Annotated in this window: 22 protein-coding genes; 3 read left to right on the top strand and 19 right to left on the bottom strand. The window is 61.7% G+C overall.

The genetic code is table 11. From position 1 onward, the window contains the following. Positions 1 to 28: 28 nt before the first annotated feature. The 15 genes from SHEL_RS00590 to htpG all read right to left on the bottom strand — a co-directional run bounded on the left by SHEL_RS00590 (position 29) and on the right by htpG (position 16,557). The gene (locus SHEL_RS00590; RefSeq protein WP_012797302.1) at positions 29 to 760 is read right to left on the bottom strand and encodes a nucleotide exchange factor GrpE; all 732 of its coding nucleotides are present in this window, start codon (positions 758 to 760) and stop codon (positions 29 to 31) included. 2 nt (positions 761 to 762) lie between these two features. Continuing rightward, on the bottom strand, positions 763 to 2,673 hold the full coding sequence (gene dnaK / locus SHEL_RS00585; protein ID WP_012797301.1) for a molecular chaperone DnaK: 1,911 nt from the start codon (positions 2,671 to 2,673) through the stop codon (positions 763 to 765). A gap of 409 nt (positions 2,674 to 3,082) precedes the next feature. After that, a complete protein-coding gene (locus tag SHEL_RS00580; RefSeq protein ID WP_012797300.1) occupies positions 3,083 to 4,657 on the bottom strand; it encodes a PAS domain-containing protein in 1,575 nt (524 codons plus the stop codon). 79 nt (positions 4,658 to 4,736) lie between these two features. Further along, the gene (locus SHEL_RS00575; protein ID WP_012797299.1) at positions 4,737 to 6,389 is read right to left on the bottom strand and encodes an AMP-binding protein; all 1,653 of its coding nucleotides are present in this window, start codon (positions 6,387 to 6,389) and stop codon (positions 4,737 to 4,739) included. Next, positions 6,389 to 7,177, bottom strand: coding sequence for an acetyl-CoA carboxylase carboxyl transferase subunit alpha (gene accA / locus SHEL_RS15525; protein WP_012797298.1), 789 nt, complete (start codon positions 7,175 to 7,177; stop codon positions 6,389 to 6,391). Before accA ends, SHEL_RS00575 begins: the two co-directional genes overlap by 1 nt. Before the next feature lie 2 nt (positions 7,178 to 7,179). After that, positions 7,180 to 8,031 (bottom strand): acetyl-CoA carboxylase carboxyltransferase subunit beta, encoded by an 852-nt coding sequence (locus SHEL_RS15520; RefSeq protein ID WP_012797297.1) that lies wholly within the window; start codon positions 8,029 to 8,031, stop codon positions 7,180 to 7,182. A 5-nt stretch (positions 8,032 to 8,036) separates the two neighbouring features. Next, entirely contained in the window at positions 8,037 to 9,344 is a 1,308-nt protein-coding gene (locus SHEL_RS00560) for an acetyl-CoA carboxylase biotin carboxylase subunit (protein WP_012797296.1), read from the bottom strand. Between the two features lie 2 nt (positions 9,345 to 9,346). After that, positions 9,347 to 9,763: a 3-hydroxyacyl-ACP dehydratase FabZ gene (gene fabZ / locus SHEL_RS00555; RefSeq protein ID WP_012797295.1), complete on the bottom strand. Its 417-nt coding sequence runs from the start codon at positions 9,761 to 9,763 to the stop codon at positions 9,347 to 9,349. A 3-nt stretch (positions 9,764 to 9,766) separates the two neighbouring features. Beyond that, positions 9,767 to 10,201, bottom strand: coding sequence for an acetyl-CoA carboxylase biotin carboxyl carrier protein (gene accB, locus SHEL_RS00550; protein WP_012797294.1), 435 nt, complete (start codon positions 10,199 to 10,201; stop codon positions 9,767 to 9,769). Positions 10,202 to 10,204: 3 nt separating this feature from the next. Then, positions 10,205 to 11,443, bottom strand: coding sequence for a beta-ketoacyl-ACP synthase II (fabF, locus tag SHEL_RS00545; RefSeq protein ID WP_012797293.1), 1,239 nt, complete (start codon positions 11,441 to 11,443; stop codon positions 10,205 to 10,207). A gap of 102 nt (positions 11,444 to 11,545) precedes the next feature. Continuing rightward, positions 11,546 to 12,262 (bottom strand): 3-oxoacyl-ACP reductase FabG, encoded by a 717-nt coding sequence (gene fabG, locus SHEL_RS00540; RefSeq protein ID WP_012797292.1) that lies wholly within the window; start codon positions 12,260 to 12,262, stop codon positions 11,546 to 11,548. A gap of 44 nt (positions 12,263 to 12,306) precedes the next feature. Next, on the bottom strand, positions 12,307 to 13,203 hold the full coding sequence (locus SHEL_RS00535; protein ID WP_012797291.1) for an ACP S-malonyltransferase: 897 nt from the start codon (positions 13,201 to 13,203) through the stop codon (positions 12,307 to 12,309). After that, positions 13,191 to 14,135: a nitronate monooxygenase gene (locus SHEL_RS00530; protein ID WP_012797290.1), complete on the bottom strand. Its 945-nt coding sequence runs from the start codon at positions 14,133 to 14,135 to the stop codon at positions 13,191 to 13,193. The genes SHEL_RS00535 and SHEL_RS00530 overlap by 13 nt, the downstream gene beginning before the upstream one ends. A 4-nt stretch (positions 14,136 to 14,139) precedes the next feature. Further along, positions 14,140 to 14,364, bottom strand: a complete 225-nt coding sequence (locus SHEL_RS00525) for an acyl carrier protein (RefSeq protein ID WP_012797289.1) — start codon at positions 14,362 to 14,364, stop codon at positions 14,140 to 14,142. A 267-nt stretch (positions 14,365 to 14,631) separates the two neighbouring features. Further along, positions 14,632 to 16,557 carry a molecular chaperone HtpG gene (gene htpG, locus SHEL_RS00520; protein ID WP_012797288.1) on the bottom strand — a complete coding sequence of 642 codons (1,926 nt, stop codon included), beginning with the start codon at positions 16,555 to 16,557 and terminating at the stop codon, positions 14,632 to 14,634. Positions 16,558 to 16,801: 244 nt separating this feature from the next. On the opposite strand from htpG, the gene SHEL_RS00515 reads away from it, so the two are divergent. Beyond that, positions 16,802 to 17,128 (top strand): carboxymuconolactone decarboxylase family protein, encoded by a 327-nt coding sequence (locus SHEL_RS00515; protein ID WP_012797287.1) that lies wholly within the window; start codon positions 16,802 to 16,804, stop codon positions 17,126 to 17,128. 120 nt (positions 17,129 to 17,248) lie between these two features. Here the strand turns inward: SHEL_RS00515 and SHEL_RS00510 are convergent, their stop codons facing one another. Then, positions 17,249 to 18,223, bottom strand: coding sequence for an NAD(P)H-hydrate dehydratase (locus SHEL_RS00510; protein ID WP_012797286.1), 975 nt, complete (start codon positions 18,221 to 18,223; stop codon positions 17,249 to 17,251). A gap of 963 nt (positions 18,224 to 19,186) precedes the next feature. Between SHEL_RS00510 and SHEL_RS00505 the strand changes: the two genes are divergently transcribed. Further along, positions 19,187 to 19,972, top strand: a complete 786-nt coding sequence (locus SHEL_RS00505) for a PhzF family phenazine biosynthesis protein (RefSeq protein WP_012797285.1) — start codon at positions 19,187 to 19,189, stop codon at positions 19,970 to 19,972. Here the strand turns inward: SHEL_RS00505 and SHEL_RS00500 are convergent. After that, positions 19,969 to 21,774, bottom strand: a complete 1,806-nt coding sequence (locus SHEL_RS00500; RefSeq protein WP_012797284.1) for a hypothetical protein — start codon at positions 21,772 to 21,774, stop codon at positions 19,969 to 19,971. The genes SHEL_RS00505 and SHEL_RS00500 overlap by 4 nt on opposite strands. Positions 21,775 to 22,003: 229 nt before the next feature. Continuing rightward, positions 22,004 to 23,383 (bottom strand): helix-turn-helix domain-containing protein, encoded by a 1,380-nt coding sequence (locus SHEL_RS00495; RefSeq protein WP_012797283.1) that lies wholly within the window; start codon positions 23,381 to 23,383, stop codon positions 22,004 to 22,006. Between the two features lie 380 nt (positions 23,384 to 23,763). Between SHEL_RS00495 and SHEL_RS00490 the strand changes: the two genes are divergently transcribed. Next, complete coding sequence (locus tag SHEL_RS00490; protein ID WP_012797282.1) at positions 23,764 to 24,735, top strand: zinc-binding dehydrogenase; 972 nt, start codon at positions 23,764 to 23,766, stop codon at positions 24,733 to 24,735. Positions 24,736 to 24,814: 79 nt separating this feature from the next. Here the strand turns inward: SHEL_RS00490 and SHEL_RS00485 are convergent, their stop codons facing one another. Next, complete coding sequence (locus tag SHEL_RS00485) at positions 24,815 to 25,657, bottom strand: SIR2 family NAD-dependent protein deacylase (RefSeq protein WP_012797281.1); 843 nt, start codon at positions 25,655 to 25,657, stop codon at positions 24,815 to 24,817. Between the last annotated feature and the right edge of the window lies 1 nt (position 25,658).

Here is a 25,658-nt window from a genome sequence, read left to right as displayed (position 1 = left end):
AGCGGGCCTGTGACAAGCCCGCTTACCGTTACTTATCGTCTTCAGCCTCACGGCGCGGACCACCCGTTGTGATGGTCACCATTGCCGATCGGATGACCTTGCCGCCCATGCGGTATCCCTTCTGGTACACCTGGGCAACCGTCTCGTCGGGAACCGAATCGTCCGGAACCGTGGCGACCGCCTGATGCGCAATGGCGTCGAACGGTTCGCCGGGTTCGCCGATGGGTTCCAACCCGTGTTTGGCCAGCACCTCGTTCAGCTTGGTACTGATGGCCTTCACGCCGTCCAGCAGGCCCGTCTCGCCGTTCTGGGAAGCATGCGCGATGGCGCGCTCGAAGTCGTCGAGCACCGGGAGCACGTCTTCCATCAGGCGTTCCGTCGCGCGCTGACGCATTTCTGCGTTCTGCTCGGCGGTGCGCTTGCGGAAGTTGTCCCAGTCGGCCTGCAGACGCAGGTACCTGTCGCGCATCGCGGCCGCATCAGCTTTCGCCTGAGCCAGCTCGTCGAGGGTGGGAACCTCCTCGCCTTCGAGCGCTTCAGCTTCGACGGCATCCGCGAACGCGGTTTCCTCAGCGGCAGCCTCCGGTGCGGCTTCGGGCTCGGCCTCAGGTTCGATGACCTCGGCCTCGACCTCTTCTGCGGTTTCGGGTTCTACCTCTTCGGGGGCGGAGGAGGCGTTCGCCGTCTCCTCCGCGTCAGCACTATCGATCGGAATCTCATGTGCTCCAGAGGCGACCTTCTTCTCGTCGTCCTGAGCCATGGTTACTTCCTTTCGTCGTCGTCAACAACCTCGTAGTCAGCCTCGATCGGGCCGTCATCGGCCGGGTTGGCGGTTGCGCCGTAGCCAGCCGGGTCGGCACCGCCGGCCTGCTGGGTGCTGTACACAACCTCGGACAGCTTGTAGCTGGCCTGCTGCAGGTTCTCGGTTGCCGTGCGGATGGCCTCGATGTCCTGGCCGCCCAGAGCGTCCTTGGCTTCCTGGATTGCGGCTTCGACCTGGGACTTCGTATCGGCAGGAACCTTGTCGCCCAGCTCGCGCAGCGCCTGCTCGGTGGCGTTGACCAGCGAGTCGCAGTTGTTGCGGGTGTCGATCTCCTCCTTGCGGCGGGCGTCTTCCTCGGCGTGGGCCTCGGCGTCGCGAACCATGCGGTCGACTTCGTCATCGTTGAGGGCCGTGGAGCCGGAGATGGTGATCTGCTGCTGCTTGCCGGTGCCCAGGTCCTTAGCGGAAACGTTCACGATGCCGTTGGCGTCGATGTCGAACGTGACCTCGATCTGAGGCACGCCGCGGCGGGCTGCCGGGATGCCGTCCAGATTGAAACGGCCCAGGGTCTTGTTGTCGTTGGCCATCTGGCGCTCGCCCTGCAGGACGTGGATTTCCACGGAGGTCTGGTTGTCGGCCGCGGTGGAGTAGATCTCGGTCTTGCGGGTCGGGATGGTGGTGTTGCGCTCGATCATCTTGGTCATCACGCCGCCCATGGTCTCAACGCCCAGCGACAGCGGGGTGACGTCCAGCAGCAGGATGCCCTCGACGTCGCCGGAAAGGACGCCGCCCTGGACAGCCGCACCGATTGCCACGACCTCGTCGGGGTTCACGGACATGTTCGGCTGCTTGCCGGTGATGTTGCGGACCAGGGTCTGGACGGCCGGCATACGGGTGGAGCCGCCGACCAGGATGACCTCGTCGATTTCGCCGGTGGACAGCGAAGCGTCACGCAGGGCGCGCTCGACGGGCTGCTTGCAGCGCTCGAGCAGGTCGCGGGTGATGCGCTCGAACTCGGAGCGGGTCAGCGTGTAGTCGAGGTGCTTCGGGCCGGTGGCGTCTGCCGTGATGAAGGGCAAGTTGATGGAAGCCTGCGTGGTGGAGGAAAGTTCCATCTTGGCCTTCTCGGCTGCTTCCTTCAGACGCTGCAGGGCCATGGGGTCGGCCGTCAGATCGATGCCGCCGTTGTCAGCCTTGAACTTGTCGGCCAGCCAGTTGATGACGCGCTGGTCCCAGTCGTCGCCGCCCAGGTGGTTGTCACCGGCGGTGGACAGAACCTCGAAGACGCCGTCGCCGAGCTCCAGGACGGACACGTCGAAGGTGCCGCCGCCCAGATCGAAGACCAGGATCTTCTGATCCTTCTCGGTCTTGTCCATGCCGTAGGCCAGAGCAGCGGCCGTCGGCTCGTTGATGATACGCTTGACCTCGAGGCCTGCGATCTTGCCGGCGTCCTTGGTGGCCTGGCGCTGCGCGTCGTTGAAGTACGCGGGAACGGTGATGACGGCCTCGGTGATGGGGGCGCCCACCTGCTTCTCGGCGTCAGCCTTCAGCTTCTGCAGGATCATGGCCGAAATCTCTTCGGGGGTGTAATCCTTGCCGTCGATGTCGACAACGGCACGGCCGTCCTTGCCGCGACCCACCTTGTAGGCGACGGTCTCGCGCTCGGAGGACGTCTCGTTGAAGCTGCGGCCGATGAAGCGCTTGATGGAAGAAACGGTGTTCTGCGGATTGGTGACTGCCTGGTTCTTCGCAGCCTTGCCGACGACGCGCTCGCCATCCTTACGGAAGCCCTCGACGGACGGGGTGGTGCGGTCGCCTTCGGCGTTCACCAGAATGGTCGGCTCGTTGCCTTCCATGATGGCCATGGCGGAGTTCGTGGTGCCAAGGTCGATACCCAAAATCTTTCCCATAAAATCAGCCCTTTCGGTCGTGTTGCCGTCCCATCCCCGGGGCGGCAACGTGGCGGGCGCACCCGCCGACTGTTATTACCCATATAGCGGTTGCACTTCTTGTACGACAAGCAATATAAAATCTAAGTCGGGCATTGTCAACTTTTCTCACAAACTATTTTGCATGTTACTTAACTGTTGCCGTTTGGGGTTTTCTACGTCATCTTCTACAAGGCGGCGCACCAAAGGCAGAACAGGGCTTTTCATGGTGTTTATCAGGCATTATGCGGGCGAATGCCACGATGTCCCCAGGCGAGGGCCATCGGTCGCCAAAGGTTTCAAACCTCGAAGAATTCACAGGGGCACAATCTATGCGATGCAGATTATCGGGCTCACCGGCAGGCCGTTAGGCACCGGGCGATGCCTGGGTTTAAGAAGGGTTGCGGTCGGTCGCATGGGACACGTCTCCCAGCAACCCCGCCAGCGTGGTTTCTCCCCAACTGTAATTAGAAAGGTAGCTGCCCTTGAATAGCTGCGCGAACTCCTCGCGTCCGGACAGGTAATCGTACAAATCGCAGCTCACCTTCTCGGTGGCCAGGCGCCGTTTACCGTTCACGTTCTCCACCACGTCCGAAATGGCGTATTCGTCCAGGATGTTCTTCAGACGCAGCGCCACCTTGCGGTATCGGGACAGCGTCACCGGGCTCACGGGCTCGTCCTCCCACAAGAAGGATATCGCCTCGCTCGACGACACGAAGCCGCCGCGGCGATCCACCAGCAGCGCGAACAGCTCCTTCGATTTCTCGTTCCTGAACGCGATGGGCTTGCCGTCCACGAACACGTCGAAGAATCCGAAGGTGCGTATTTGGACGCGCGGCACCTCGTCGGCATCGCCCGGCAAAGCACCTTCTGCAGAAGGATTGCCCTTTGCGCCGTCAGATGCGACATCCGCACCGCGCTTGCAGCAAAACAGGCTCACGAACTGGTCGATCTTGACGAACTGTCCGCTGCATGGCCGCACTTCCCCATCGGAGGACTGCATCCCGAAACGGATTACGGAAGACCGGCCCGAGGGCATGGGTTTGTTCTGGAAGAAATCCGAAAAGAACGCCCGCATCGCCTCGCGGTCCTGCCTGTCCACCGTGCTGGCTATCCAGCGGTCGGTGACGTCGTCCATCTTCATGGGGATGCCCTGCACCCATTGCAGTTCGGGGAATCCACGTCCGAACAGGTACTTTACCGTGCAGCTTCCCAAATCATATTCGAATATGAGGTCGTATGCCTCCGACAGCGCAGTCAGGTAGCGTTCGGCGTCCCGCCGCGTTTTGTCCAAATGGCGCTCCGTAACGTCCATGCAGACGCTTTGGAACTCCTCGACCCCCTGGTCGTTGACGGTTTTCGTGACCCATCCGAACAGGTAGGCGGGGGTCCCGTCGCTGCGCAGCATGGCCATCTCGCCGGCAATCGGCGCCTCGCGGCGGTAAACCAGCTTCAAATACAGGCCGAACCTCCGCCGCTCCTCAACCGGCACCAGCAAAAAGATGTTCCGCTTGCACATCTCCAGGTATTCCGACGAGAACCTGTCCTTCTCCGAGAAACCCAGGATCTCGAGCATCTTCTGATTTATATAGGTGACTTGCGGGGTGGTGTCGCACGTGTATTTGATGAACCCGCACGGCACCGTGTCGCTGAGAAACTTCAGGCCGCCGATTTCGCCCGTCAGTTCGGTGATGTCGGCAAGAACAGAATAGCCCGAGAGCTCCCCCTCTTCCGTCATTTCCACCGTCAGCGTGTCGTTCGTATGAAGCATGCGCCCGTCGGCGGTCACCAGACGGTACTGCGCGCTGTATGTTCCGGGACCTTTGCCCGCATTCGCCACAAGCCCGGCGTATACCTCCTGGTCATCGGCGTGCACGTGCGCGGCATAGGCATCCGCATCGGAGCTTTCCAGCTCCGCGGCCGCAACGCCGAGCAGGTCGCACAGGTTCTTGCTGGCGTACGTCACGTGGACAGGTTCACCCAATGCGTATACGCGAAAGCCGCAGATCGATCGATCCAAGATAGCATCGGGTTTTATATTGTCTCTATCCATGACGTGCGGTGTCAGACCTGTCTCTCAATACGTTCTTTCGGATTTTCCCGCTGATGGTCTTCGGCAGCTTGTCCACGAACTCCACGTGGCGAATCCATTTGTATTCGGCAAGCTGGCTGTTCACAGCTTCCCTGATCGCAAGTTCAAGCTCGAAGGACGGCCGGTACGATTCGCCCAGCACGACGAACGCCTTGATGGACTGCCCGCGGAACTTGTCTGCCACCCCGATGACGCTGCATTCCGCAACGGCCGGGTGCTTGGACAGAACGCTTTCGACTTCGTAGGGGCCAACCCTGTAGCCACTGGTTTTGATGATATCATCAAAACGACCGAAGAACCAAAACAGTCCGGTGTCATCTTGCCATGCTGCATCGCCCGTATGGTAGACGCCGTCCTTCCACACGCTGCGATAGCGCTCGTCATCATGCAGAAAACCGGTGAGCAGCCCTATCATGCGCTGCCCCTCCCGAGGCACAACTACCACTTCACCAACTTCGCCGACGGCCACGGGACGCCCGTCTTCGCCTCGAAGCTGGACGTCGAACAGCGGGTTGGACGTGCCCAGCGACCCTGCTACCGCGTCGGCCTCGTCGAAGTTGCCCGCCAGAAGCACGGTTTCCGTCTGGCCGTAGCCTTCGCGAAGCGGAATGCCCACCTTGTTGCGGAACGCCTCGAACACCTCGGACGAAAGCGTCTCACCGGCGGTTGTCGCCTGCTGCAGGCTCGGCATGGCGGGAATGCCCTTGCGCGCCAGGTAGCGGTACACCGTCGGCGGCGCGCAGAACGAGGTCACGCCGTACGTGTTGATGATGCCGCACAGAAGCTTGGGGTCGAAGCTATCGAAGTCGTAGATCATCACGGCACTGCCCACGAGCCATTGCCCGTAGATCTTGCCCCAAGCGGCCTTTGCCCACCCCGTTTCCGCAACGGTGAAGTGCAGCCCGCCTTCTCTGGCTTTCTGCCAATGGCGCGCGGTGAAGATGTGCGCCAACGGATAGGAGAAGTCGTGCATGACACCCTTGGGATACCCCGTTGAGCCGGACGTGAAGTACAGCAGCATCACGTCGTCCAGCGACGTGGGCACCCTGTCGAGGGTCGTGCTTGCGTGCGCCGCATCGTTTTCGAGACAGCGGAAACCGGGCACATCGCCGCGCGCTACCCACAACGCGCATGTCGAGCCCGTCTGCCTGGCCGCCTCGAGCACGTGTTCGGGGACGTCACCTTCCGACGTGCACACGACCGCGTCCACCGACGCCGCACGCAGGCGGTACGCGTAGTCGTCGGTTGTGAGCATGTGGGTCACGGGAATCGCCGTGATGCCCAGCTTATGCAGCGCCACCAGGGTAAACCAGTAGTCGTAATGCCTTTTGAGCACAAGCATGACCTTCATCCCGCGGGAAAGCCCCGCGGCTTGGAACACGTTCGCGATGCGGTTGCTGTGCTCGCGGACGTCCGCAAAAGAGAAAACCCTTTCCTCCCCTGCTGCGTTGCACCACACCATCGCCGTCTTATCGGGGTCCTCCTCGGCCATCACGTCGACGACGTCATACCCGAAGTTGAACCCCTCGGGGCAATCCAGCTCGAAACGGACAAGACGCCCCTGTTCGTCCACTTCCTCGTGGCAGTATTTCTGATACAGGCTCATTAAGCCTCCTCGACTAAATCCGAACCGATGCTTCTGAAGCGCTGGTACCGCTTGGACACCAGGTCGGGGTCTTGCAAAAGTTCACGCAGCTCGTCTTGGAGAAGCGTGCGGATACGGTCGAAGAACCCTTCGCTTCCCATGTCCTCTTCCGACACGACCTGCTCGACTACGCCCAGGCGCAGCGCGTCTGCGGCCGTGAGCTTCAGGCTTTCAGCTGCAAGGTCGGCCCGCTTCGCATCCTTCCACAGGATGCTTGCGCACCCTTCGGGCGAGATGACCGAATACACCGCGTTCTCCAACATCCAAACGCGGTCCGCCACGGCAAGCGCCAAAGCGCCGCCGCTGCCGCCTTCGCCCACGACAAGCGACACGACGGGGACGCAAAGCGTGCTCATCTCCATCAGGTTCTCGGCGATGGCCTGGCCTTGCCCGCGTTCTTCGGCACCGATGCCGCAATAGGCGCCCGACGTGTCTATCAGGCAGATTATCGGCCTGCCGAATTTTTCCGCCTGCTTCATCAGGCGCAACGCCTTGCGGTAGCCCTCGGGGTTCGGCGCCCCGGAGTTGCGTTTGCTGCGCTCGCGGGCGGTTTTGCCCTTCTCGATCGCAATAACGGTGACCGGCATCTCGCCCAGGTTCGCCACGCCGCCGATGACGGCCGGGTCGTCGCCGAACCTCCTGTCGCCGTGCAGCTCGATGAACCCGTCGCAGATTCCGTCGATGTATTCGCCACCCGTGGGGCGCGAGTTGTTACGGGCCTTCCTGACCCGTGCGTACGCTTCGTTCACGTCTACCTCCCCGGATGCATCTCGAGCAGCGCGGCCAGAAGATCCCTTTGGTCGCTGCGTGGAACAATCTTGTCGATAAACCCGTGCTCCAGCACGAATTCAGCAGTCTGGAAGCCCTTCGGCAGCGACCTGTGCGTCGTCTGCTCGATGACGCGCGCGCCGGCAAACCCCACCGTGGCGCCAGGCTCTGCAAGAATGATGTCGGCCTCCATGGCGAAGCTGGCCGTGACGCCGCCCGTCGTAGGGTCCGTAAGAACCGCGATGTAGAGAAGCCCCGCATCGCTGTGGGCCTTTACCGCCGCGCTGGTCTTGGCCATCTGCATAAGCGAAAGCAGGCCTTCCTGCATGCGAGCACCGCCGGAAACCGTGAATCCCACAACAGGCAGGCGTCGCTGGGTGGCGTATTCGAAAAGCCTGGTGATCTTCTCGCCCACGGCGCTGCCCATGCTGCCCATCATGAAGCCTGACTCCATGACGAACAGGCAGCAGCGGCTACCGCCGATCTGCGCCGTTCCGCACACGACGCCTTCGACCTCGTCGCTGGCGCGGCGCGCAAGTTCGACCTTGCCGTCGTAACCGGGGAAATCCAGCGGGTTTCCGCCCCGCAGGCCTGCATACAGCTCCGAGAAGCTCCCCTCGTCGACAATGAGGTCGATGCGCTTTCTCGCACGCATGCGGAAATGATGGCCGCACGAGCAGACCAGATCATCCGCCCAAAGCTTGCTGACGGGAACGGACCTGTGACAATTGGGGCACAGCTCCTCCGCTTCCATCTCGTCGCCCTGGTGCGTCGCGGCGGCTCGTCCGCCCTGCTCCAGCTGGTTTTTCGGCTTAAGGAAATTGATCAGGGCCATTGGCATCATCTGCTCCCCATGAACGTGAGGTCGTATTCGCCAGTCACGAAACGCTCGTCCGATATAACGTTGAGCTGCTCTTCTATATTGGTATCGAACCCGCGGATGACAAGCTCGCACAGCGCGGCGCGCAGCTTGCGCAGCGCCTTCTCGCGGGTTTTCGCGTACACGATCAGCTTGCCGACCAGGGCGTCGTAGTACGGCGTCACTTCCGAACCTTCTGCAAGCGCCGTGTCGAACCTGACGTGGGGCCCGCCGGGCACGTGGATCATCTCCAACTTGCCGCAGCTCTTCGCGTTGATGCGGCATTCGATGGCCGAGCCGGTAAGCCTGATGTCTTCCTGGGCGAAGCGCAACGGCACGCCGGCTGCGATACGTATCTGCCATTTCACGAGGTCGATGTCGGTAAGCATCTCGGTAACGCAATGCTCCACCTGAAGCCGCACGTTCATTTCCATAAACCAGAACGTGCCCTCTTCGTCCAGCAGGAACTCAAGCGTGCCCGCGCCCACGTATCCGATGGCCTTGACGGCCTTGACGGCCTGCGCCATGATGCGCTCCCGCTGCTCGGGGCTTACCGCCGGCGAAGGGGATTCCTCGACGAGCTTCTGGTGGCGGCGCTGCAGCGAGCAGTCGCGTTCTCCTAGGCACACCACGTTGCCTTGCTCGTCGGCCAGAATCTGCAGCTCGACATGGCGCGCGGGATGGATGTACTTCTCAAGATAGAGCCCGCCGTCGCCGAAGGAATTGAAGGCCTCCGTCGTGGCCTGCTGCCAGTTCTCCTCCAGATCCTTCGGGGTCTGGACAAGCCTGATGCCGCGTCCGCCTCCGCCGAGACGAGCCTTCAGCATGACGGGATAGCCGATCCGGTCGGCCGCGGCCCGCGCCTCCTCAAGGGAGTGCAGCTCCACGGCGCCGGGAATGACTTGCAATCCGTGCGACGCCATGAGCTCTTTGAGCGTCGCCTTGTCGCCCACCTGCTCCATACGCTGCGGGTCCGGCCCGATGAACACGATGCCGTTCTGCTGGCAGAGACTGGCGAAATGCGCGTTTTCGGACAGGAACCCGTAGCCGGGATGAATGGCCTGGGCACCCGCCAGAAGCGCCGTGCTGACAATCTGCTTCTCGTCAAGATAGCTGTTCGACGCCTCGGGACCGCCGATGCACCAGCTCTGATCCGCAAGCGACACGTGCAGCGCGTTGCGGTCGGCCTCCGAGTACACCGCCACGGTGGCGATGCCCATCTCCTTGCAGGCGCGGATGATTCGCACCGCGATTTCGCCCCTGTTCGCAACCAGGATTTTCGAGAACATGGCTAGACCTCCGTCAAGGCCAGGGTCAGCGTGGCGCTCGCGCACAGATTCCCGTCGACGGATGCCTCTGCATCCACGATGAAGAACGGGTGGATGACCCGCTTCAGGCTGCAGGTCACCTCCACGGTGTCGCCCGGCAGGACGCTCTTCTTGAACTTCGCCTTGTCGATGCCCGCATACACGAACAGCGCGCCCTCGGACATGCGGTCTTCCAGCAAAGCGCAGGCGGACTGCGCCATGATCTCGCACAGGATGACGCCCGGGACCATGGGGTTGCCGGGGAAATGCCCCTGCAAGAAGAACTCGTCGCCGCGCACGTGGTAATGGCCCAACGCCACGCCATCGCGCTCCGACACGTCGTCTAGCAGCAGCATCGGCGGGCGATGCGGCAGGATGCGCTGAATTTCTTCCCTATCCATGGGTTACCTTCTTATCTGGAACAGCTCGGCGCCGTATTCGACCATCTGGCCGTTGGTCACGCAAACCTTCTCGACAACGCCGGGTTCTTCGGCGGTGATTTCGTTCATGAGCTTCATGGCCTCGACGATGCAGAGCGTCTGACCCTTCTTCACGCGATCGCCGGGCATGACGAACGGTTCGGCGTTTTCGGCCGGGGCCACGTAGAACACGCCCACGAGAGGCGAGCGAACCGAGTACAGTTCGCCCTTCGGGGTGGCGGACTCCGCATCTGCCGCACCGTCGCCGGCAAGCCCCTGCTGGGTTATGACGACGGGAGCCGCGGCTTGGGGGACGCCGCGTTCGAGGCGGATTTTCGCGCCGCCTTCTTCAACTTCCAGCCCGGTAAGTCCCATTTCGTCCATGATTTCCGCATACGCGCGGATCTTCTCGTCATGCATCGTCTACACCTTCCTGAACGCCAAGGTTGCATTGTGCCCGCCGAATCCGAGGGAGTTCGAAAGGCACAGGTCGATTTCCGCCTGCACAGCCGTCTGCGCAACGTGGTTCAAATCGCATTCCGGATCGGGCTCGAGCAGGTTGATGGTGGGCGGAACAATGCCCGTCTGCAGCACCTTCAGGCACACGATCGCCTCAACGGCGCCCGCTGCGCCCAGCATGTGCCCGGTCATCGACTTTGTGGAGCTGACCAGCGCCTCGCGGCCCTTTTCCTGACCGAGCGCGCCCTTGATGGCCAGCGTTTCGCATGCGTCGTTGATGGGCGTACCCGTCCCGTGCGCGTTGATGTACAGACGCTCGTCGCCCGTGTATCCGGACTCTTCGAGCGCCTGCGCGATGGCCCGCCTGCCGCCGTCGCCTTCGGGGTGCGAAGCGGTCATGTGGTAGGCGTCGCAGGTGGAGCCGTATCCGCTGATCTCGCCGTAGATGTGCGCTCCACGGGCGCGCGCATGCTCCAGCTCTTCCAGCACCAGCGCACCGGCGCCTTCGCCCATGACGAATCCGGCACGGCGCGCATCGAAGGGAAGGGATGCGGCCATCGGGTCGTCCGCCGTGGACAGGGCGCGCATGTTCACGAACCCGGCGACGCCCAAAGGAACGATGGATGCCTCTGAGCCGCCCGCGATGACGGCGTCCGCGTAGCCGTGGCGGATGGTGCGCACGGCCTCGCCGATGGCGTTCGACCCGGTCGCGCACGCCGTGACCGCCGGCATGGCGCCATTCTGGCAGTCGTAGCGGATGGCGATGAGACCTGCGGCCATGTTCGCAATCATCATGGGGATGATCAGCGAGGACACTCGGCGGGGACCCTGCTCGTTGAGCTTGGCGACTCCTGAGCAGACGGTTTCCAAACCGCCGATGCCCGACCCGAAGTACACGCCCAAGCGGTCGGGAGGCAGCGTGCCCACAATGCCGCTTTCGCTAACGGCCTGCTCCGCGGCGCCGATGGCATACTGCGCGTACAGGTCGGTGCGCAGCAGCTCGTTCGTGCTCAGGTATTGCGCGGGGTCGAAATCCTTCACCTCGGCCGCCACCTTGGCCTTGTATTGCGACGTGTCGAAACGGGTGATGGGTCCGATGCCGCACACCCCGTCCGTCACGTTCTTCCAAAACGTATCCATGTCGCTTCCGAGCGGGCTCACGACGCCCAAGCCCGTTACCACGACCCTTCTTGGTTCTTTCATGTCACGCTCCTTGCGACTGAATAGTGATCGGCGGCCTCATCTGCCGAAACGACATTCCGGCCGGCCGCTTTGTTGAAAATGCATCCGTAATCTGGAAAAGACCTACATGGCAATTCCGCCGTCGACGCGCAGCACCGTGCCCGTCACGTACGGCGCGCAGACCAGATACGCCACGGCGTCCGCAACGTCGGCCGGCGTCCCCATGCGACCAAGGGGAATGGCGTCGAGCAGCGCGTTGGATTCCTGGTCAGAGGTCATGTCGGTCTGGATGAACCCAGGGGCCACCGCATTGCAGCGGATGCCCTTGGGCGCAAGCTCCTTGGCGACGGACTTCGTCAGGCCGACGAGCCCCGCCTTGGAGGCTGCGTAATTGCTCTGGCCGGCGTTGCCCATAAGGCCCGACACGGAGCTCACGTTGACGATGCTGCCTCCGCGGTTCCTGATAAACAGGCCCGTGCAATGGCGAATCATGTTGAACGCGCCTTTCAGGTTCACGTCCAGCACGGCGTCGTAATCTTCCTCACGCATGGTGGCGATCAGCCCGTCGCGCGTCACGCCCGCGTTGTTCACGAGGATGTCGACCGTGCCGAAGTCGTCTTTGATGGCCTTCACGGTCGCCTTCGCTTCGTCCCAGTTCGAGACGTCGCATCGGTAGGCCCGCGCATGTGTGCCGCATAGGTCACAAACCTTTTCGGCGGCCTCGCGGTTTCCTGCGTAGACCACCGCCACGTTGGCGCCCAGCGACGCCAGGCGCTGCGCGATTGCGGCCCCTATGCCTCGCGACCCGCCGGTAACGAGGGCGGTTTTCCCAGTTAGCATGCCTGTCTCCGTTCTTTGTTGTTGGAATGCGCCGCGTCGGGGCGTTAGAGCTCCGCGACGTTGCACTCGGCGGCGCTTACCGCGCGGACCTCCGAGGAAATCCGCCGGATCATGTTGGTCAGCGTGTGGCCAGGACCTATCTCGACGAAGGTGTCTATTCCGTCGTCAATCATGCGACCCACCTCGGTTTCCCACAGCACCGGGCTTGCCACCTGGCGCCACAGCAGATCGACCGGATCGATCGTTCCGTACGGGCCGCCCGTCACGTTCGAATACATCGCGATGTTCGCAGGATGGGCCTGCTTGAGCCTGAGCTCCTTCGCAAATGCGCCTGCGGCCTCTTCCATATACGGCGAATGGAACGCGCCCGACACGTTAAGCGGAATCGCGCGGCCGCCCGCCTGGCGCACCGACTCGATGAACGCGGCCTGCTGAAGAGAAGACCCCGCCACCGTGGTTTGCCCCGGGCAGTTGAAATTGACCGGATACACATCGGGCATCTGCTCGCACAGACTTCTGACCTGGGATGCATCCAGTTTAACCACAGCAGCCATGAACGTGTCGAAGCGCTGTGCAGCCTGCTGCATGAGCCGCCCGCGCGTGCATACGAGACCGAACCCGTCCTCCGGCGTGAACACGCCCGCAAACGTGGCCGCGACCATCTCGCCGAGCGAGAAGCCTGCTACCGCCTGAGGGCTTATGCCCTGCTCGCGAAGGCTTTCCGCCATGGCGAGCTCCATCGCGAACAGGCATGGCTGCGCGTTTTCCGTCCGGCTCAGCTCGTCCAACGACGCGCCAAAGCACTGGTCGATGGTGCCGGGGCGCAGCCGTTCGCACGTGTCGAAAACGCGCGCCGCCGCTCCACCTTGGTCGTAAAGGTCCTTGCCCATGCCCGGGCGCTGGTCGCCCTGGCCGGAGAACACGAACGCTAGGCCAGCCATGACGAAGCCCCTTTCAGGACGCCTTCGGCCTCTTCCATAACTTCTTTCACGATGTCGGCCGCAGGCTGTTCCTTCTTGACCATGGCCGCTACCTGGCCAGACAAGAAGCAGCCCTCGTCGAAGTCGCCTTCTTGGACCGCCAGTCGGAATTTACCCGTCGCCAGCCCTTCCAGGTCTTCATCCGCAGCGCCGCTGAATTCCGTTGCAGCGTAGTTTCGCGCGAAAGGCGTGCGCAGGCTGCGCACCGGATGCCCCAGGCGCTTGCCCGTCACCATGGTGCACAGGTCGGTCGCCTTCAGGATGAGCTCCTTGTAGCGCGGGTGGATTCTGCATTCTTCGGCGCTCAGGAAGCGGGTTCCCATCTGGACGCCGCATGCGCCCAGCATGAACGCCGCCGCCACCCCGCGGCCGTCGGCGATGCCGCCCGCCGCGATGACCGGCAGGTCGGTGGCGTCGCACACTTGGGGGACCAGCACCATGGTCGTGAGCTCGCCCACATGCCCGCCGCTCTCGCCGCCTTCGGCAATAAGGGCCGTTGCGCCCTGGCGCGTCATGAGTTTAGCCATGGCCACCGACGCGACCACAGGCACCACCTTGATGCCCGCCTCGTGCCATGCACCCATGAACTTGGAGGGATTGCCCGCCCCGGTGGTCACGACGTCGATGCGCTCCTCGGCCACGACCTTCGCGACCTCTTCTGCATGCGGGCTCATGAGCATGATGTTCACGCCGATGGGGCGCGATGTGATGGATCGGGCTATATGGATCTGCGCGCGCACGTGTTCGCCCGATGAGCTGCCTGCGGCTATGATGCCCAGCCCGCCGCCGTTCGACACGGCAGCGGCAAGGGTTCCGTCGGCGATCCAGGCCATTCCGCCTTGGAAGACCGGGTAGGTGATGCCCAGCAACTCGCAGATAGGTGAGGCGATCATGCGCCTACCCCTGCATGCCCTGCAGGAAGGCGTCCAGCTCGCCTACGGTACGAACCGCCTGGTCCAGCTCGATTTCGAAACCGAGAACATCTTCCAGCGCCATCATGAGCTCAACTGTGTCGAGGGAGTCGATGCCGAGTTCTGCGAACGTGTGGTCGGCGGTGATGTCCTCGGCCTTGTATCCCGTGCGCTCCGAAACGACCTGGGCGATTGCTTCAACGTAAGACATTGGGGTCTCCTTGCTCTTCTGATTGGAAATGCTTACGTTGTTCGATTATTCACTTCCACTGTTCCTCAGCAGGTCCATTAGGGTTCCTGTCGCGTTCCACTTCGAAGGTTTTTTATGGAGACGCCCCTTGCGAATGCGCCGTTGTTTGCGGGCATGTGACCTTCAGGGCACATGCCCGCACGACGTTTTCCGAGCACGCGAAAAGCGGGGCGCCGGAATGCATTCCCGACGCCCCGCATGCCACGAGTCGAAATATGGAGAGAAAGCCTACTTCATGAGCTGGGCAATCTCGTTGGCGAAGGCCACCGGGTCTTCCAGCGGCATGCCCTCTACCAGCAACGCCTGGTTGTACAGCACGTCGGCGTAAAGCTTCACCTTGTCGGCGTCTTCCGCCTCCTGGGCGGCCTTGAGCACCTCGAACACGGGGTTGGCTGCGTTCACTTCCAGCACGCGGGACGCGCGGGGCGCTTCCCCACCCTCGGGCACCGGCATGCCGGCGAAGAGCTTCTCCATCTCCAGGGACACGGGGCCTTCGGCGGTAATGCAGGCCGGCGCGGCCTCAGCAGTGGTCAGGCGCGTGGACACGGACACCTTCGTCACCTTTTCGCCCAGGGCGTCCTTCATGGCTGCGAACAGGGCTTCGTTGTCCTTGGCGGCAGCTTCCGCAGCGGCCTTCTCATCCTCGGTCTCCAGACCCAGGTTGCCGCCGGACACGTTCTTGAACTCCTTCTCCTTATATTGGAACATGGACTGCAGGCACAGCTCGTCCACGTCCTCGGCGCACAGCAGCACGTCGAATCCGCGGTCGAGCACGCTCTGGACCACGGGCAGCTTGGCCAGACGCTCCACGGAGTTGCCCGCCGCGTAGTAGATTGCCTCCTGGTCGGCCAGCATGGCGTCCACGTATTCGTCCAGCGTGACCAGCTTCTCCTGCTTGGCGGAGTAAAACAGCAGCAGGTCGGACAGGGTGGATGCGGCCTGTCCGTAGGTGGAGTAGATGCCGAACTTCAAATTGCGACCGAAATTCTTGAAGAAGCCCTCGTAGGCGTCGCGGTCCTTATCGCGCATGTCAGCCAGTTCGCTCTTGATCTTCTTCTCCACCTTTTTGGCGATGGCGCGCAGCTGGGTGTTGTGCTGCAGCGTTTCGCGGGAGATGTTCAGGGTCAGATCCTCGCTGGCCACCACGCCGCGGACGAAGCCGAAGTAATCGGGCAGCAGGTCTTCGCACTTCTCCATGATGAGCACGTTGGAGCTGTACAGTGCCAGACCCTTCTTGTAGTCGGGCGAGAACAAATCGTAGGGCTGGCGGCCAGGGATGAACAGCAGCGCGTCGTAGGTCAGCATGCCCTCGGCGTGCACCGACATGGTGCGCAAGGGGTCGACGAAATCGTGGAAGTCGGACTTGTAGAACTCGTTGTACTCCTCGTCGGTGACCTCGGATTTCTTGCGCTTCCAGATAGGCACCATGGAGTTGATGGTTTCGATTTCGGTGTAATGCTCGTGCTGCGGCGTGTAGTCGTCGCCGGCGTCTTCGGGCTTGGGCAGCGTGCGGGTCTTGGACACCTCCATGCGGATGGGGTAGCGCACGTAGTTGCTGTACTTCTTGATGAGCTCCCTAAGCTTCCATTCGCTCAGGAACTCGGAATAGGAATCTTCGTCTGCATCGTCCTTCAGGTACAGGATCACGTCGGTGCCGTGGTTCTCACGCTCGGCGTCGGCGATGGTGTAGCCCTCCACGCCGTCGGAAGTCCAGCTGCAGGCCTCGTCCTCACCGTAGCGCTTCGAAACCACGACCACCTTTTTGGCCACCATGAACGCGGAGTAGAAGCCCACGCCGAACTGGCCGATGATGTCCACGGCGCTGGCCTGCTCGCCTTCGGCGTTTTCGGTCTTGAAATCCAAGCTGCCGGAATGGGCGATGGTGCCCAGGTTCTTCTCCAACTCGTCCTTGTTCATGCCGATGCCCGAGTCGGACACGGTGATGGTGCGGGCATCCTTGTCGAAGGCCACGTCGATGGCCAGCTCGTCGGCGGACAGCTGCACGTCGGAGTCGGTCAGGCTGCGGAAGTACAGCTTGTCCACAGCGTCCGACGCGTTGGAGATGAGCTCGCGCAGGAAGATTTCGCGGTTGGTGTAGATGGAATTAATCATCAAGTCGAGGAGCTTCTTGCTCTCTGTTTTGAATTTACGCATGGCGGCGACCTTTCATATGTGCACATAAGTTGGCACTCGCGTTGTTCGAGTGCCAATCGTGATTCTAGTTCTCCAGCGTGCGGTGTCAACCCGAAGCAACGTCAGAAACCGTAATATGTTGACGCGCTGTAACCCGCGCCGCGAAGTTCGTGCAACCCTTGCCCTTAAAGTGCGGTTTAGGTTGATAATGGTTGTGACCGATTGAGGTTTGCAGCAGTTCGAACATCGCAGAAAGGCGGACAACATGGCTGAAAAGATCGTACAAACCGCAGGCCGCGAGCAGCTCGGCGAATTCGCGCCGATGTTCGCGCACCTTAACGACGACGTCCTGTTCGGAGAAGTGTGGAACGAAGACGCCATCGACGTCAAAACCAAGTGCATCGTCACGGTGGTTTCACTCATGGCGTCGGGCATCACCGATTCGTCCCTGACCTACCACCTGCAGAACGCGAAGGCCCACGGGGTGACCAAGGAGGAAATCGCCGCGATCATCACCCACGCCACCATGTATGTGGGATGGCCGAAGGGCTGGGCTGTGTTCCGCCTGGCCAAAGAGGTGTGGGACGACTAGGCGTTTTCGGAAGCGCCGTCGCCACGCGACATGGAAAAGCCGCCGCACCTTACCTATATATAAGGGAAGATGCGGCGGCATATCTGAGGCATATCCGGGTCGAAGGCGTATGACCTGGCGCTATGCCAGGCTGCACACCGCCTTCGGAATGTAGTGCAGCACTCGCTCGGCCGTCACGCAGAGCTCGCCTAAGGCCTCCCCTGCCAGCCGGCCTGCCCGCGCATGCAGGAACACGCCCAGCGAACAGGCGGCTTCGAGTGCCATGCCCGATGCGACAAAGGACCCGATGGTACCAGCAAGCACGTCACCCGTGCCGGCCTTCGCCAACGCCGGGGTGCCTTCCGTCACCACCAGAACGGTGTGCTCGTCGGATTCTTGCACGAAGCCGGGAACCGAGATGTAGGTGTCCGGCCCCTTCAGCACGCAGACCGCGCCGTAGGCGTTGGCGATCAGCGCCGCGGCCTGCGCCGGATCGGCCTTCGGGTCTGCGGCCGCGTACTGTTCGCCACGCTCGTGGACCCACTGCCACGAGGGGTCGGAGGTGTCGAAAAGGGATTCCTGCTCGGCGCAGCGCTCGGCCTCGGCCTTCAGCAGACGGGCCGCCTCGCCCGCATGCGGCGTGAGCACCGTGGGGAACTTGTTCTTGGCACGGGTGACCAGGGCTTCCTTGACGTCGGCCCGATTCATGAACGCCAGCGCTCCCCCGTCCATAACCAAAGGCACTTCAACCTGCAGCGCCGCCAACACCAGCTCGGCGGCTTCATCATCAGGAGACAGGCCGCAGCCGATGACCACTGCCTTCGGCTTGCCCGGCGCTGCCGTATGGTCGCGAGTCAGGAATTCTTTCGGCTTGCGGACCACGATAGAGGGCTGCTTCGCGCGGATGGCCCGAGCCGCATCTTTCCAGGTGTAGGTGGTGACGTAGCCCGCCGCAAGGCTGTTAGCAGCCAGCGAGGCCAGCACGCCTGCACCTGGGAACTCGGGGCCGCCCACGATGAGCTCGCACATGCCGCGGGTAAATTTGTTATCGTCGAATTTCAGATGTGGAAGGGCCGCTCGGGCGTCGGCCTCTCCGAACTGCTTCTCCAATACCATGAACGTTCCTTTCATACTCAAACCCACGTAACGTTCGTTCCCCGTTATACCACACCATGATATATGCTTGCTCGCTTCGTACGCATCGCGAGGCTCCGCGCATCGGCACAACCCAAGCCGAAAGACCGCAGCGCACGCCCGACCGTCTAACAACACTTTTCTTGCATTAGGCATCGCTTCGATGCTCTAACGACACTTTTCGGGCTTAAAGTGTCGTTAGAATCCTTCGCGACGCTCTAACGACAGAAAAGTTGCGTTAGAGCGCCTTCGCTCGGTTCTGTGTCGAAATAATTTGACAGAGGTGCGCCTCTCCGCATCCCCACCCGGTCGCCTCCTTCAGGCCAAAACCCCGTTTTCTGCCAGAAAAAACAAGTAGTGTACGACTTGGAGTGCGCTCAAGACTAACCACTGGAATGCCGTCGGAAATGCTTTACTAAAGCATCAGGTCAGAGACACCTGCATATTTCGGGACCGACACGTTCGCTTCCCAAGTCGTGCATTACTTGTTTTTTTGGCGGCTAAGGCCCATTTCGACGAAAGGAGTGGGCAGCGGGAGATCGCGAAGGCACGCGGGGTGGCTTCAATGTCGCGAACGGAGTGTCGTGCAACGAAAAACGCCGTCGCTGTGCACTTAGGGGGATAATCTGCACGACGAGCCCGCATGTGGAGGCATCTATCGCTGCGATGGACAATTTTATGCCACAGATTCGCATTATGTGTTTCTTATTTTTTCATCTGTCAGCCCCGAAAGCCTCGAAGAGAGCGTCGCGTTTACAGATTATCCCTCTAAGTGCACAGAAATTCAGATTCTCGTTGCACGAAGCCTTCGAAAGCCACTCTTGAACCCCGCCGCGCACGCCAAATGCAACGCGCGGAGGCCGATGTGACATCGGATATATGCCGACCGACATCTAAACGGTATAATACCGGGGCGACAACCCGAGACGAGGAAACGGCGGACCTATGAAGCAGTACGTAGTCGACGCATTTGCGCCCCGGCCTTTTACCGGCAACCCCGCTGCCGTGTGCGTGATGGATGCGTGGCCCACCGAAAAGTCCATGATGCTGCTCGCCCGGGAGAACAATCTCTCGGAAACGGCCTTCATCGTGGGCGGCAACGGACGCTACCACCTGCGCTGGTTCACGCCCGGCTGCGAGGTGGAACTGTGCGGGCATGCCACCTTGGCCTCAGCTTATACCGTCATGGAGCAGATCGAACCCGGCCTTGACGAGGTGCGTTTCGACACCTTGGGCGGCGAACTCGTCATCCGCCGCGACGGCGACGCCTTCTTGATGGACCTACCTACATATGAGCTGCGCGAGATTCCCGTGACCCACGAAATGACCACCGCATTCGGCGCACGTCCCAGCCGCGCCGTGTTGGGTCTGGACTTGATCTGCGTGTTCGACGACGAAGAGACCGTGCGCGCCATGCGCCCCGATCAGACGCTGCTCATGACGATTCCTGGGCGCATCCAGAACGCCACGGCCCGCGGCACGGACGTGGATTGCGTCTCGCGGAGCTTCTGTTCGAAACTTGCCATTCCCGAGGACCCGGTTTGCGGATCGGCCCATTGTCAGATTGCAGACTTCTGGTGCCGTGAGCTGGGCAAGTCCGAAGTCCTCGCCTATCAGGCCTCCGAACGCGGCGGGTATCTGCGTTGTCGGCCGTTGGGCGAAGGCCGCGTCGAAATCGGCGGCGAAGCCTCCTTGGTCGCCGTGTCGGAAATCGTGGCGCCGCTGCCTTAAGCCGTGCCGCCCACCAGGGCCAACATCTCTGCACGTTGGTCTTCGATGCCAGCAATAATCTCCTGCTTATACTCGTCGCGATGCAGCTTCTCATCAAGCGTCAGGAACACGCTGTCCAAAACGACGGTCGTCGCAACGTCGGCGCCGATCTTCACAACCACGCCCAAAGGACCCGCGGCGGTAAACCCTAGCGACGCGATTCTCTCAGCTGAGGAAATGCCCAGCTTAGCAGCGAGTTTTTTAGACAACTTGCTGACAAGCTTCTTGGCAACCACGTGGTTTATGACCACCGCCGAAACGCCAGCGGCCGTAAGGCGCACACCCATGTCCTCAAGGCGCTCGGTTCTGTTGAAGGACGTGTTGAACGCCTCCATGTCGATGTCCTGCTTTGTCTGGATGAGCCATTCAGGCACGTCAACCTCGTAGGCGGCAAGCTCCTCATGAGCCGCTGCTTCAAGCGCTTCAGCCTGCTCGGCCCAATACGCCACCCGCTCGTTGAGCAGCGTGTCGTCCACCCCTTCGCTCAGGGAAGCTTCCAGCTGGTCGGCCATGAAGTCCTCGACAGTGCTGTCCACGAGATGCCCAAGGCATTCGTAATCCGCCTCCAGGCTGTAGTACCAGTCCAGATAGACGTCCACGTTGTCGATGCGCTGGTCGAAGGCCTCGTTGATGAGCGGCGTCAGCTCGGCGGCGGCCTCTTCGCTCAGGCTGAGCGAATCAGCGTCCAGCCGTTTGAGAAAGTCCTGAACGGCATCGTAATCGTAGGTCTTGCCGTCGATCACGCACACGGTCAGGCCCACCTGGTTGCGGATGTACTGGTCAACCGCAGTGTATTCCTGGGTTTGCGCGACTTGGGCGGCCTTGCCGTCCGCCGCCACGAACAGAGCCGTCAGGCACAGCGGCAGCAGCAGCGCCACGCCCACGAAACGCTTGACCAGAGGCGCATTCTTGTCGGTAATCCGATCGATGGAAGTGAATTCGCTCCGGACTTCCGAGGCCTCGAGAGCGCACAGCCCCATGACCGCGCTGATGCTGTAGAACGTGGATGCCGCAATCAGCACCTTCCACACGATGTAAGCCTTAAACGACGCCTGGGCGACCGCCGACATCATGTAGGCGAACACCCCATTGACGAGCGCGGCCAGTTTGCCGCCTTCGCAGAGCAGCGTGGATGGCGAGCCTTCGAAGGGGTTGGCCGATGCCAGAAACGCCTCGGTGGCGTTGGCGAACGTATCGGCCGGAGCAAGCGCGAGTACCGCGATATAGAGGATGCACAGTAAGGCGGCAGTCGCAATGCGGGCCACCTGGATGGCGCGTGCTATACGGAACTGCTCGCGGATCTCTTTCTTCAGGATGCGCCAAACCAGCAGGTAACAGCCGAGAAACACCGGAATAGCCAACACGGAGATCGCCCATTCGGCCGCACCCCACTTGGTGATTTCGAACAGAAGCCCAGCGACCAAAACCGCAGCGGCGACAAAGCTGATGGTCAGGCGAACGATTCTGCCGTCGTTCAGCTGGGACAGCCGTCCGCCCGGCTCGTACTCGTGACGGTTGATGAGCTTCCGAATGACGTAAGGATACGCGATGCCGATGGCGACCACGGCGCTCAGGACAGCCCAGCACAGGCCGGCGGCCAGCGGCGTCGCCTTCGGCACGGCCTTGGCCACCAGGTAAATGACGCCTAGCGCGATGGCGGCCTTCACAACATAGGGCGCCCATCGGCTGACGTCGAACCGGTACGGCATCTGGTCGGCACGGGTTTCTTCGGCGCCATCGAAGGCTTCCGTCTCTTTGGACATGGCTGCATACCCTTTCGAAATCATCGCGAACTTGGACTACGCTCCATTATCGCGCAGCATATGCGGCTTGACCATGCACCTGCCCGCATCGACACCATTTTGCATCCCGTGATGAGCGTGGGTCACACGGGGAAACGCGGCTCAAACAAGGATCGGCGTCCCGAAAGAAAAGCGCGCCGACAGCCGCAGCCGCCGACGCGCTTCGTTTATCGGATGTGAAACGTTCTATTTAATCGCTGGTCCCGAAAACCAACTCTCCGCTGGCGACTTCGGCATCCACCTTGACGCTGCCGTCACCACCTGCATACACAGACTCATGACGCCCGCCGCTGGACGTGGTGCCAGGAAACTCCGAACTCACGTTCCCCGAGCCCACCTCGACACGCGCGGTGAACCCGCGGTCCGCGGGAAGCAGCAGTTCAAACCGTCCGCTGGCAATATCGGCGTCTACATGGGAAGGCACTTCGTTGACGCACGAAACGGCGACGCTTCCGCTGGCCACGTCCACATCCAGAAGCCCGAACATGCCGCCGACCGACAGGTCGCCGCTTGCGGCTTCCAGCTCCACGTCATCCGCGTCGATGGAGCCGATCCTTACCGAGCCGGATGCTACGTCCACGTCTAGTTCCCTGCACACGATGCCTTCCCCAACTACGTAGTGTCCGCTTCCTGCTTCAAGCTCGAAGACGCCGAGCTGGGATGCACAGCTCTCGGGTATCTTCACGGTCAGCTGTTTGGGTGCGCAGCTGGTGTTGCACATGTTGTAGGCTGCGCCAGGCTGACCGTACAACAGCGTCAGCCTTCCATTTTGAAGCGTGTACGTCATGGCCTCGGCATTGTCTCCCGACTCGACAACTTCGTCGAACTCGATGTTGCCGCCCGTCTCCTCATCTCTGACGACCACGATGTCCGCACCGCCCGATACCCAGCGGATGGACAGACTGGTCACCTCGTTTGCCGCAACGAATCCTCCGCCCGTCTCTTGATCAGGAGTTTCGACACGAGTTGGTTCGCCTGCGGGCGCCTCGGACACTTCGGCCGACGGAACATCCGCCACACTCGAGGATCGATTCGCCAACATCGTGACAAGCGCCACAAGCAACCCGAGCACCGCCAACGTGGCTACGACGGCGATTGCGACCTTGCGTGCCACGTGCGCCTCCGTCTCCGCATACGTCGCCGAACCCACCGGCGGCGTGGGCGAATACGGAAGCGGACCCGTAGCATCGCCAGCCGAAGACGCATGGGCATAGGCGGAACCTCCGTTTGCCGAACCGCTGCCAGAGGCCTGGTTAAGAAGGGATTCGTTTGGCGAAGCCGTCGTTTCGGACGCTTCCGCGAGGGACTCATCAGCACCATCGGGAGCATCCGCATCGTCACCTGAATCGGCATGGCCAACTGCCTCGGCCGGGCCATGGACCAGCTCGTCAAGCGTCATCCCGTAGAGCTTCGCAAGAGCAATCAGGTTGTCGGTGTCGGGCGAACTTTCGGCCCGCTCCCATTTCGAAACGGCCTGCCGCGACAAACCGAGTTCATGGGCAAGCTCCTCCTGGCTCAATCCTTTGGCGCGCCGTAATTCTGCCAAGCGCTCGGCAACCTCGTAATTCATGAACGTCTCCTCCTCGGCTTGGGTTTCAATGGTCGACCCCCATGAAGTCTAAGCGGCAGCCCCTCCGTTTCGCCAGCAATTCTAGTGCGCAATTCCCGCAACTATTGGTTGCGTCCATTCTACCTGGGAAAACGCCGAGTAGGCAAGTTAACTGTTCGGCAACGCCGATTCTCGCCGAGAGCGCGCGTTCGACGTTTGCACCCAATCCCTTCATGCCGCAAACGGCATGGCCACGTGTCCCAAACTTTGCTTCCTGCCCTGCGCGCTTGCCGTTTACCCAACAATGCCTACCCATGAAGAGAGATAGCTAACCAAAGCGAACTTATTCGAGCGTATTCTTTAATCATGGTAATAATTAATCACGTCCAGAGGAGGATACCATGCTTAAAGGTTGGCAATTCACCGGCACTGACGAGCCCCTCGTTTTCGTCGAGAAGCCCATGCCCGAGCTGAAGTCGGGTTACTGCCTGATCAAAGTGCTTGCATGCGGCCTGTGCCACAGCGACACTTCCGCACTGCATGATCCAGGTTGGTTGAACCTTATCAGCACGCCGCGCATCCTGGGCCATGAGACTGCCGGCGAAATCATCGAGATCGCTGACGATGTGAAGAACTTCAAGGTCGGCGACCGCGTCTGCATCTGGCCCATGTATTCCGGCATCGACGGCACCGCCCAGGGCTACACCCGTGACGGAGGCTACGCCAACTACACCGCAGCTCCCGAAGACGTGCTCATCAAAGTCCCGGATTCGGTGGACATCGTGCAGGCGGCGGCATCCACCGATGCAGGCATGACTTCCTATCATGCCGTCGTGGACCGTGCCGAAGTACGTGAAGGCACGAAGGTCGGCATCATCGGCGTCGGCGGTCTTGGCCGCGTCGCCACCCGCATCGCCGTGCTGCAGGGCGCCCAGGTCTACTGCGCCACCCGCAAGCAGCAGGCCAAGGACGACGCCATGTCTTTGGGCGCCTACAAGACGGCCGACAGCATCCTCGACTTCAAGGACGACCAGCTCGACGTGGTAGTCGACTTCGCCGGCGCCGGAACGACCACCTCCGACGCTCTGCTGGCCGTAAAGCCCGGCGGCCGCGTCGTCGTTGTCGGCATGACCAAGCTGGAGACCACCGTCAACACGAACGCGCTGATCAACATGCAGACTGAGCTGCGCGGCTCCGTGGGAGGCACGAAGGAAAGCATCGAGAACGTCATCGCCCTTATGGCCACCGGTGACCTCACCATTAATGCCATCGAAACCACTCTGGACAAGGTTCCCGAAGGCCTTGACCTGCTGGACGGCGCTGGCGTTCCCGGCCGCCTGGTCATGCGCACCCAGGACTCCGACTTCGAGTAGAAGCTCACGCCCCGCAACCGCAACGGCCCGACACGGCACCTGCCGGTCGGGCCATTTCGCTATCGGGCGCACTTACGAGTTACAGGCGCGCCATCGTTTCGAAGGCCTGCGCCATGTCGCCGTCGACGCCGACGCAGCGCGCCTCCAGTCCTTGGGGGAAGACAACCTGGTTGTAGTTGAAAATGGCGTAGGTGAGGTTCGGCTCGCCCGCCGCCGTCCGGGCCAGCAGCTGCTTGATAACGCCGTTGCGCAGGCCCACACCCAGCTCCAGCACCACGATGTTGCCGCCACGACGACGCGCGAGAAGGTCCCTAAGCACATCCATCTGACCTGCGATTTCGGAATCGGGATGCTGCAGACGCATCTCGTCGACGGCCAGGGTCAAAGGCGCGCCGCAGTGCGGGCACGCAGGAATGAGCCGCAGGTCCACAGCGCCTTCCGCAATGGACGCATCCAGCGCACGCACAGCCTCGGCGGATGCATGGCGCTCGTCGCAGCAACTGGCGGAACACACCATGCGTGCCACGGTGCCTTCGGTCTGCATGACAAAGGCCTCGTCGAAACCGGCCCGCATGAAACGGGCATCCGTGTTGCAGGTCAGCACGAAGTGATCCGTTTGGCCCACCAGCTTGCGCAGCGGCTCCATAACGGCGCCCGGATTGTAGTCCAGCCACTCGCGGCAGGCGAATCGGGCCTGCCACGCCCAAGCCTGCGCCAGATTGCCGCGGCTGCGGTACATGCCCTCCAAAACGGAACGGGCGCCGCAGGCCTGCGCCAGGTCGCCGTAAGCTTCGGCAAAATGCGCGTCCGGCGCGAAGATGTTCAGTCCTTCGGCCATGTCCAACCCGTTGCTGGCACCGATAAGCACCAGGTCGGCGGTGTCAAGCGCCTGGCGGATGCGCCTCAAATCATCGACCCGCATG

Source organism: Slackia heliotrinireducens DSM 20476 (assembly GCF_000023885.1).
Classification (GTDB): Bacteria; Actinomycetota; Coriobacteriia; order Coriobacteriales; family Eggerthellaceae; genus Slackia; species Slackia heliotrinireducens.
This window is presented reverse-complemented; position numbering and strand designations above follow the sequence as displayed.

Coding starts and splice junctions, on each gene's coding strand:
- fabF (WP_012797293.1), bottom strand. CDS start 11,443: ATGAAAGAACCAAGAAGGGTCGTGGTAACGGGCTTGGGCGTCGTGAGC.
- SHEL_RS00495 (WP_012797283.1), bottom strand. CDS start 23,383: ATGAATTACGAGGTTGCCGAGCGCTTGGCAGAATTACGGCGCGCCAAA.
- accB (WP_012797294.1), bottom strand. CDS start 10,201: ATGCATGACGAGAAGATCCGCGCGTATGCGGAAATCATGGACGAAATG.
- SHEL_RS00560 (WP_012797296.1), bottom strand. CDS start 9,344: ATGTTCTCGAAAATCCTGGTTGCGAACAGGGGCGAAATCGCGGTGCGA.
- SHEL_RS00490 (WP_012797282.1), top strand. CDS start 23,764: ATGCTTAAAGGTTGGCAATTCACCGGCACTGACGAGCCCCTCGTTTTC.
- SHEL_RS00535 (WP_012797291.1), bottom strand. CDS start 13,203: ATGGCTGGCCTAGCGTTCGTGTTCTCCGGCCAGGGCGACCAGCGCCCG.
- SHEL_RS00510 (WP_012797286.1), bottom strand. CDS start 18,223: ATGGTATTGGAGAAGCAGTTCGGAGAGGCCGACGCCCGAGCGGCCCTT.
- SHEL_RS00485 (WP_012797281.1), bottom strand. CDS start 25,657: ATGCGGGTCGATGATTTGAGGCGCATCCGCCAGGCGCTTGACACCGCC.
- SHEL_RS15520 (WP_012797297.1), bottom strand. CDS start 8,031: ATGGCCCTGATCAATTTCCTTAAGCCGAAAAACCAGCTGGAGCAGGGC.
- htpG (WP_012797288.1), bottom strand. CDS start 16,557: ATGCGTAAATTCAAAACAGAGAGCAAGAAGCTCCTCGACTTGATGATT.
- SHEL_RS00575 (WP_012797299.1), bottom strand. CDS start 6,389: ATGAGCCTGTATCAGAAATACTGCCACGAGGAAGTGGACGAACAGGGG.
- SHEL_RS00515 (WP_012797287.1), top strand. CDS start 16,802: ATGGCTGAAAAGATCGTACAAACCGCAGGCCGCGAGCAGCTCGGCGAA.
- SHEL_RS00505 (WP_012797285.1), top strand. CDS start 19,187: ATGAAGCAGTACGTAGTCGACGCATTTGCGCCCCGGCCTTTTACCGGC.
- fabZ (WP_012797295.1), bottom strand. CDS start 9,763: ATGGATAGGGAAGAAATTCAGCGCATCCTGCCGCATCGCCCGCCGATG.
- SHEL_RS00525 (WP_012797289.1), bottom strand. CDS start 14,364: ATGTCTTACGTTGAAGCAATCGCCCAGGTCGTTTCGGAGCGCACGGGA.
- SHEL_RS00500 (WP_012797284.1), bottom strand. CDS start 21,774: ATGTCCAAAGAGACGGAAGCCTTCGATGGCGCCGAAGAAACCCGTGCC.
- fabG (WP_012797292.1), bottom strand. CDS start 12,262: ATGCTAACTGGGAAAACCGCCCTCGTTACCGGCGGGTCGCGAGGCATA.
- SHEL_RS00590 (WP_012797302.1), bottom strand. CDS start 760: ATGGCTCAGGACGACGAGAAGAAGGTCGCCTCTGGAGCACATGAGATT.
- SHEL_RS00530 (WP_012797290.1), bottom strand. CDS start 14,135: ATGATCGCCTCACCTATCTGCGAGTTGCTGGGCATCACCTACCCGGTC.
- dnaK (WP_012797301.1), bottom strand. CDS start 2,673: ATGGGAAAGATTTTGGGTATCGACCTTGGCACCACGAACTCCGCCATG.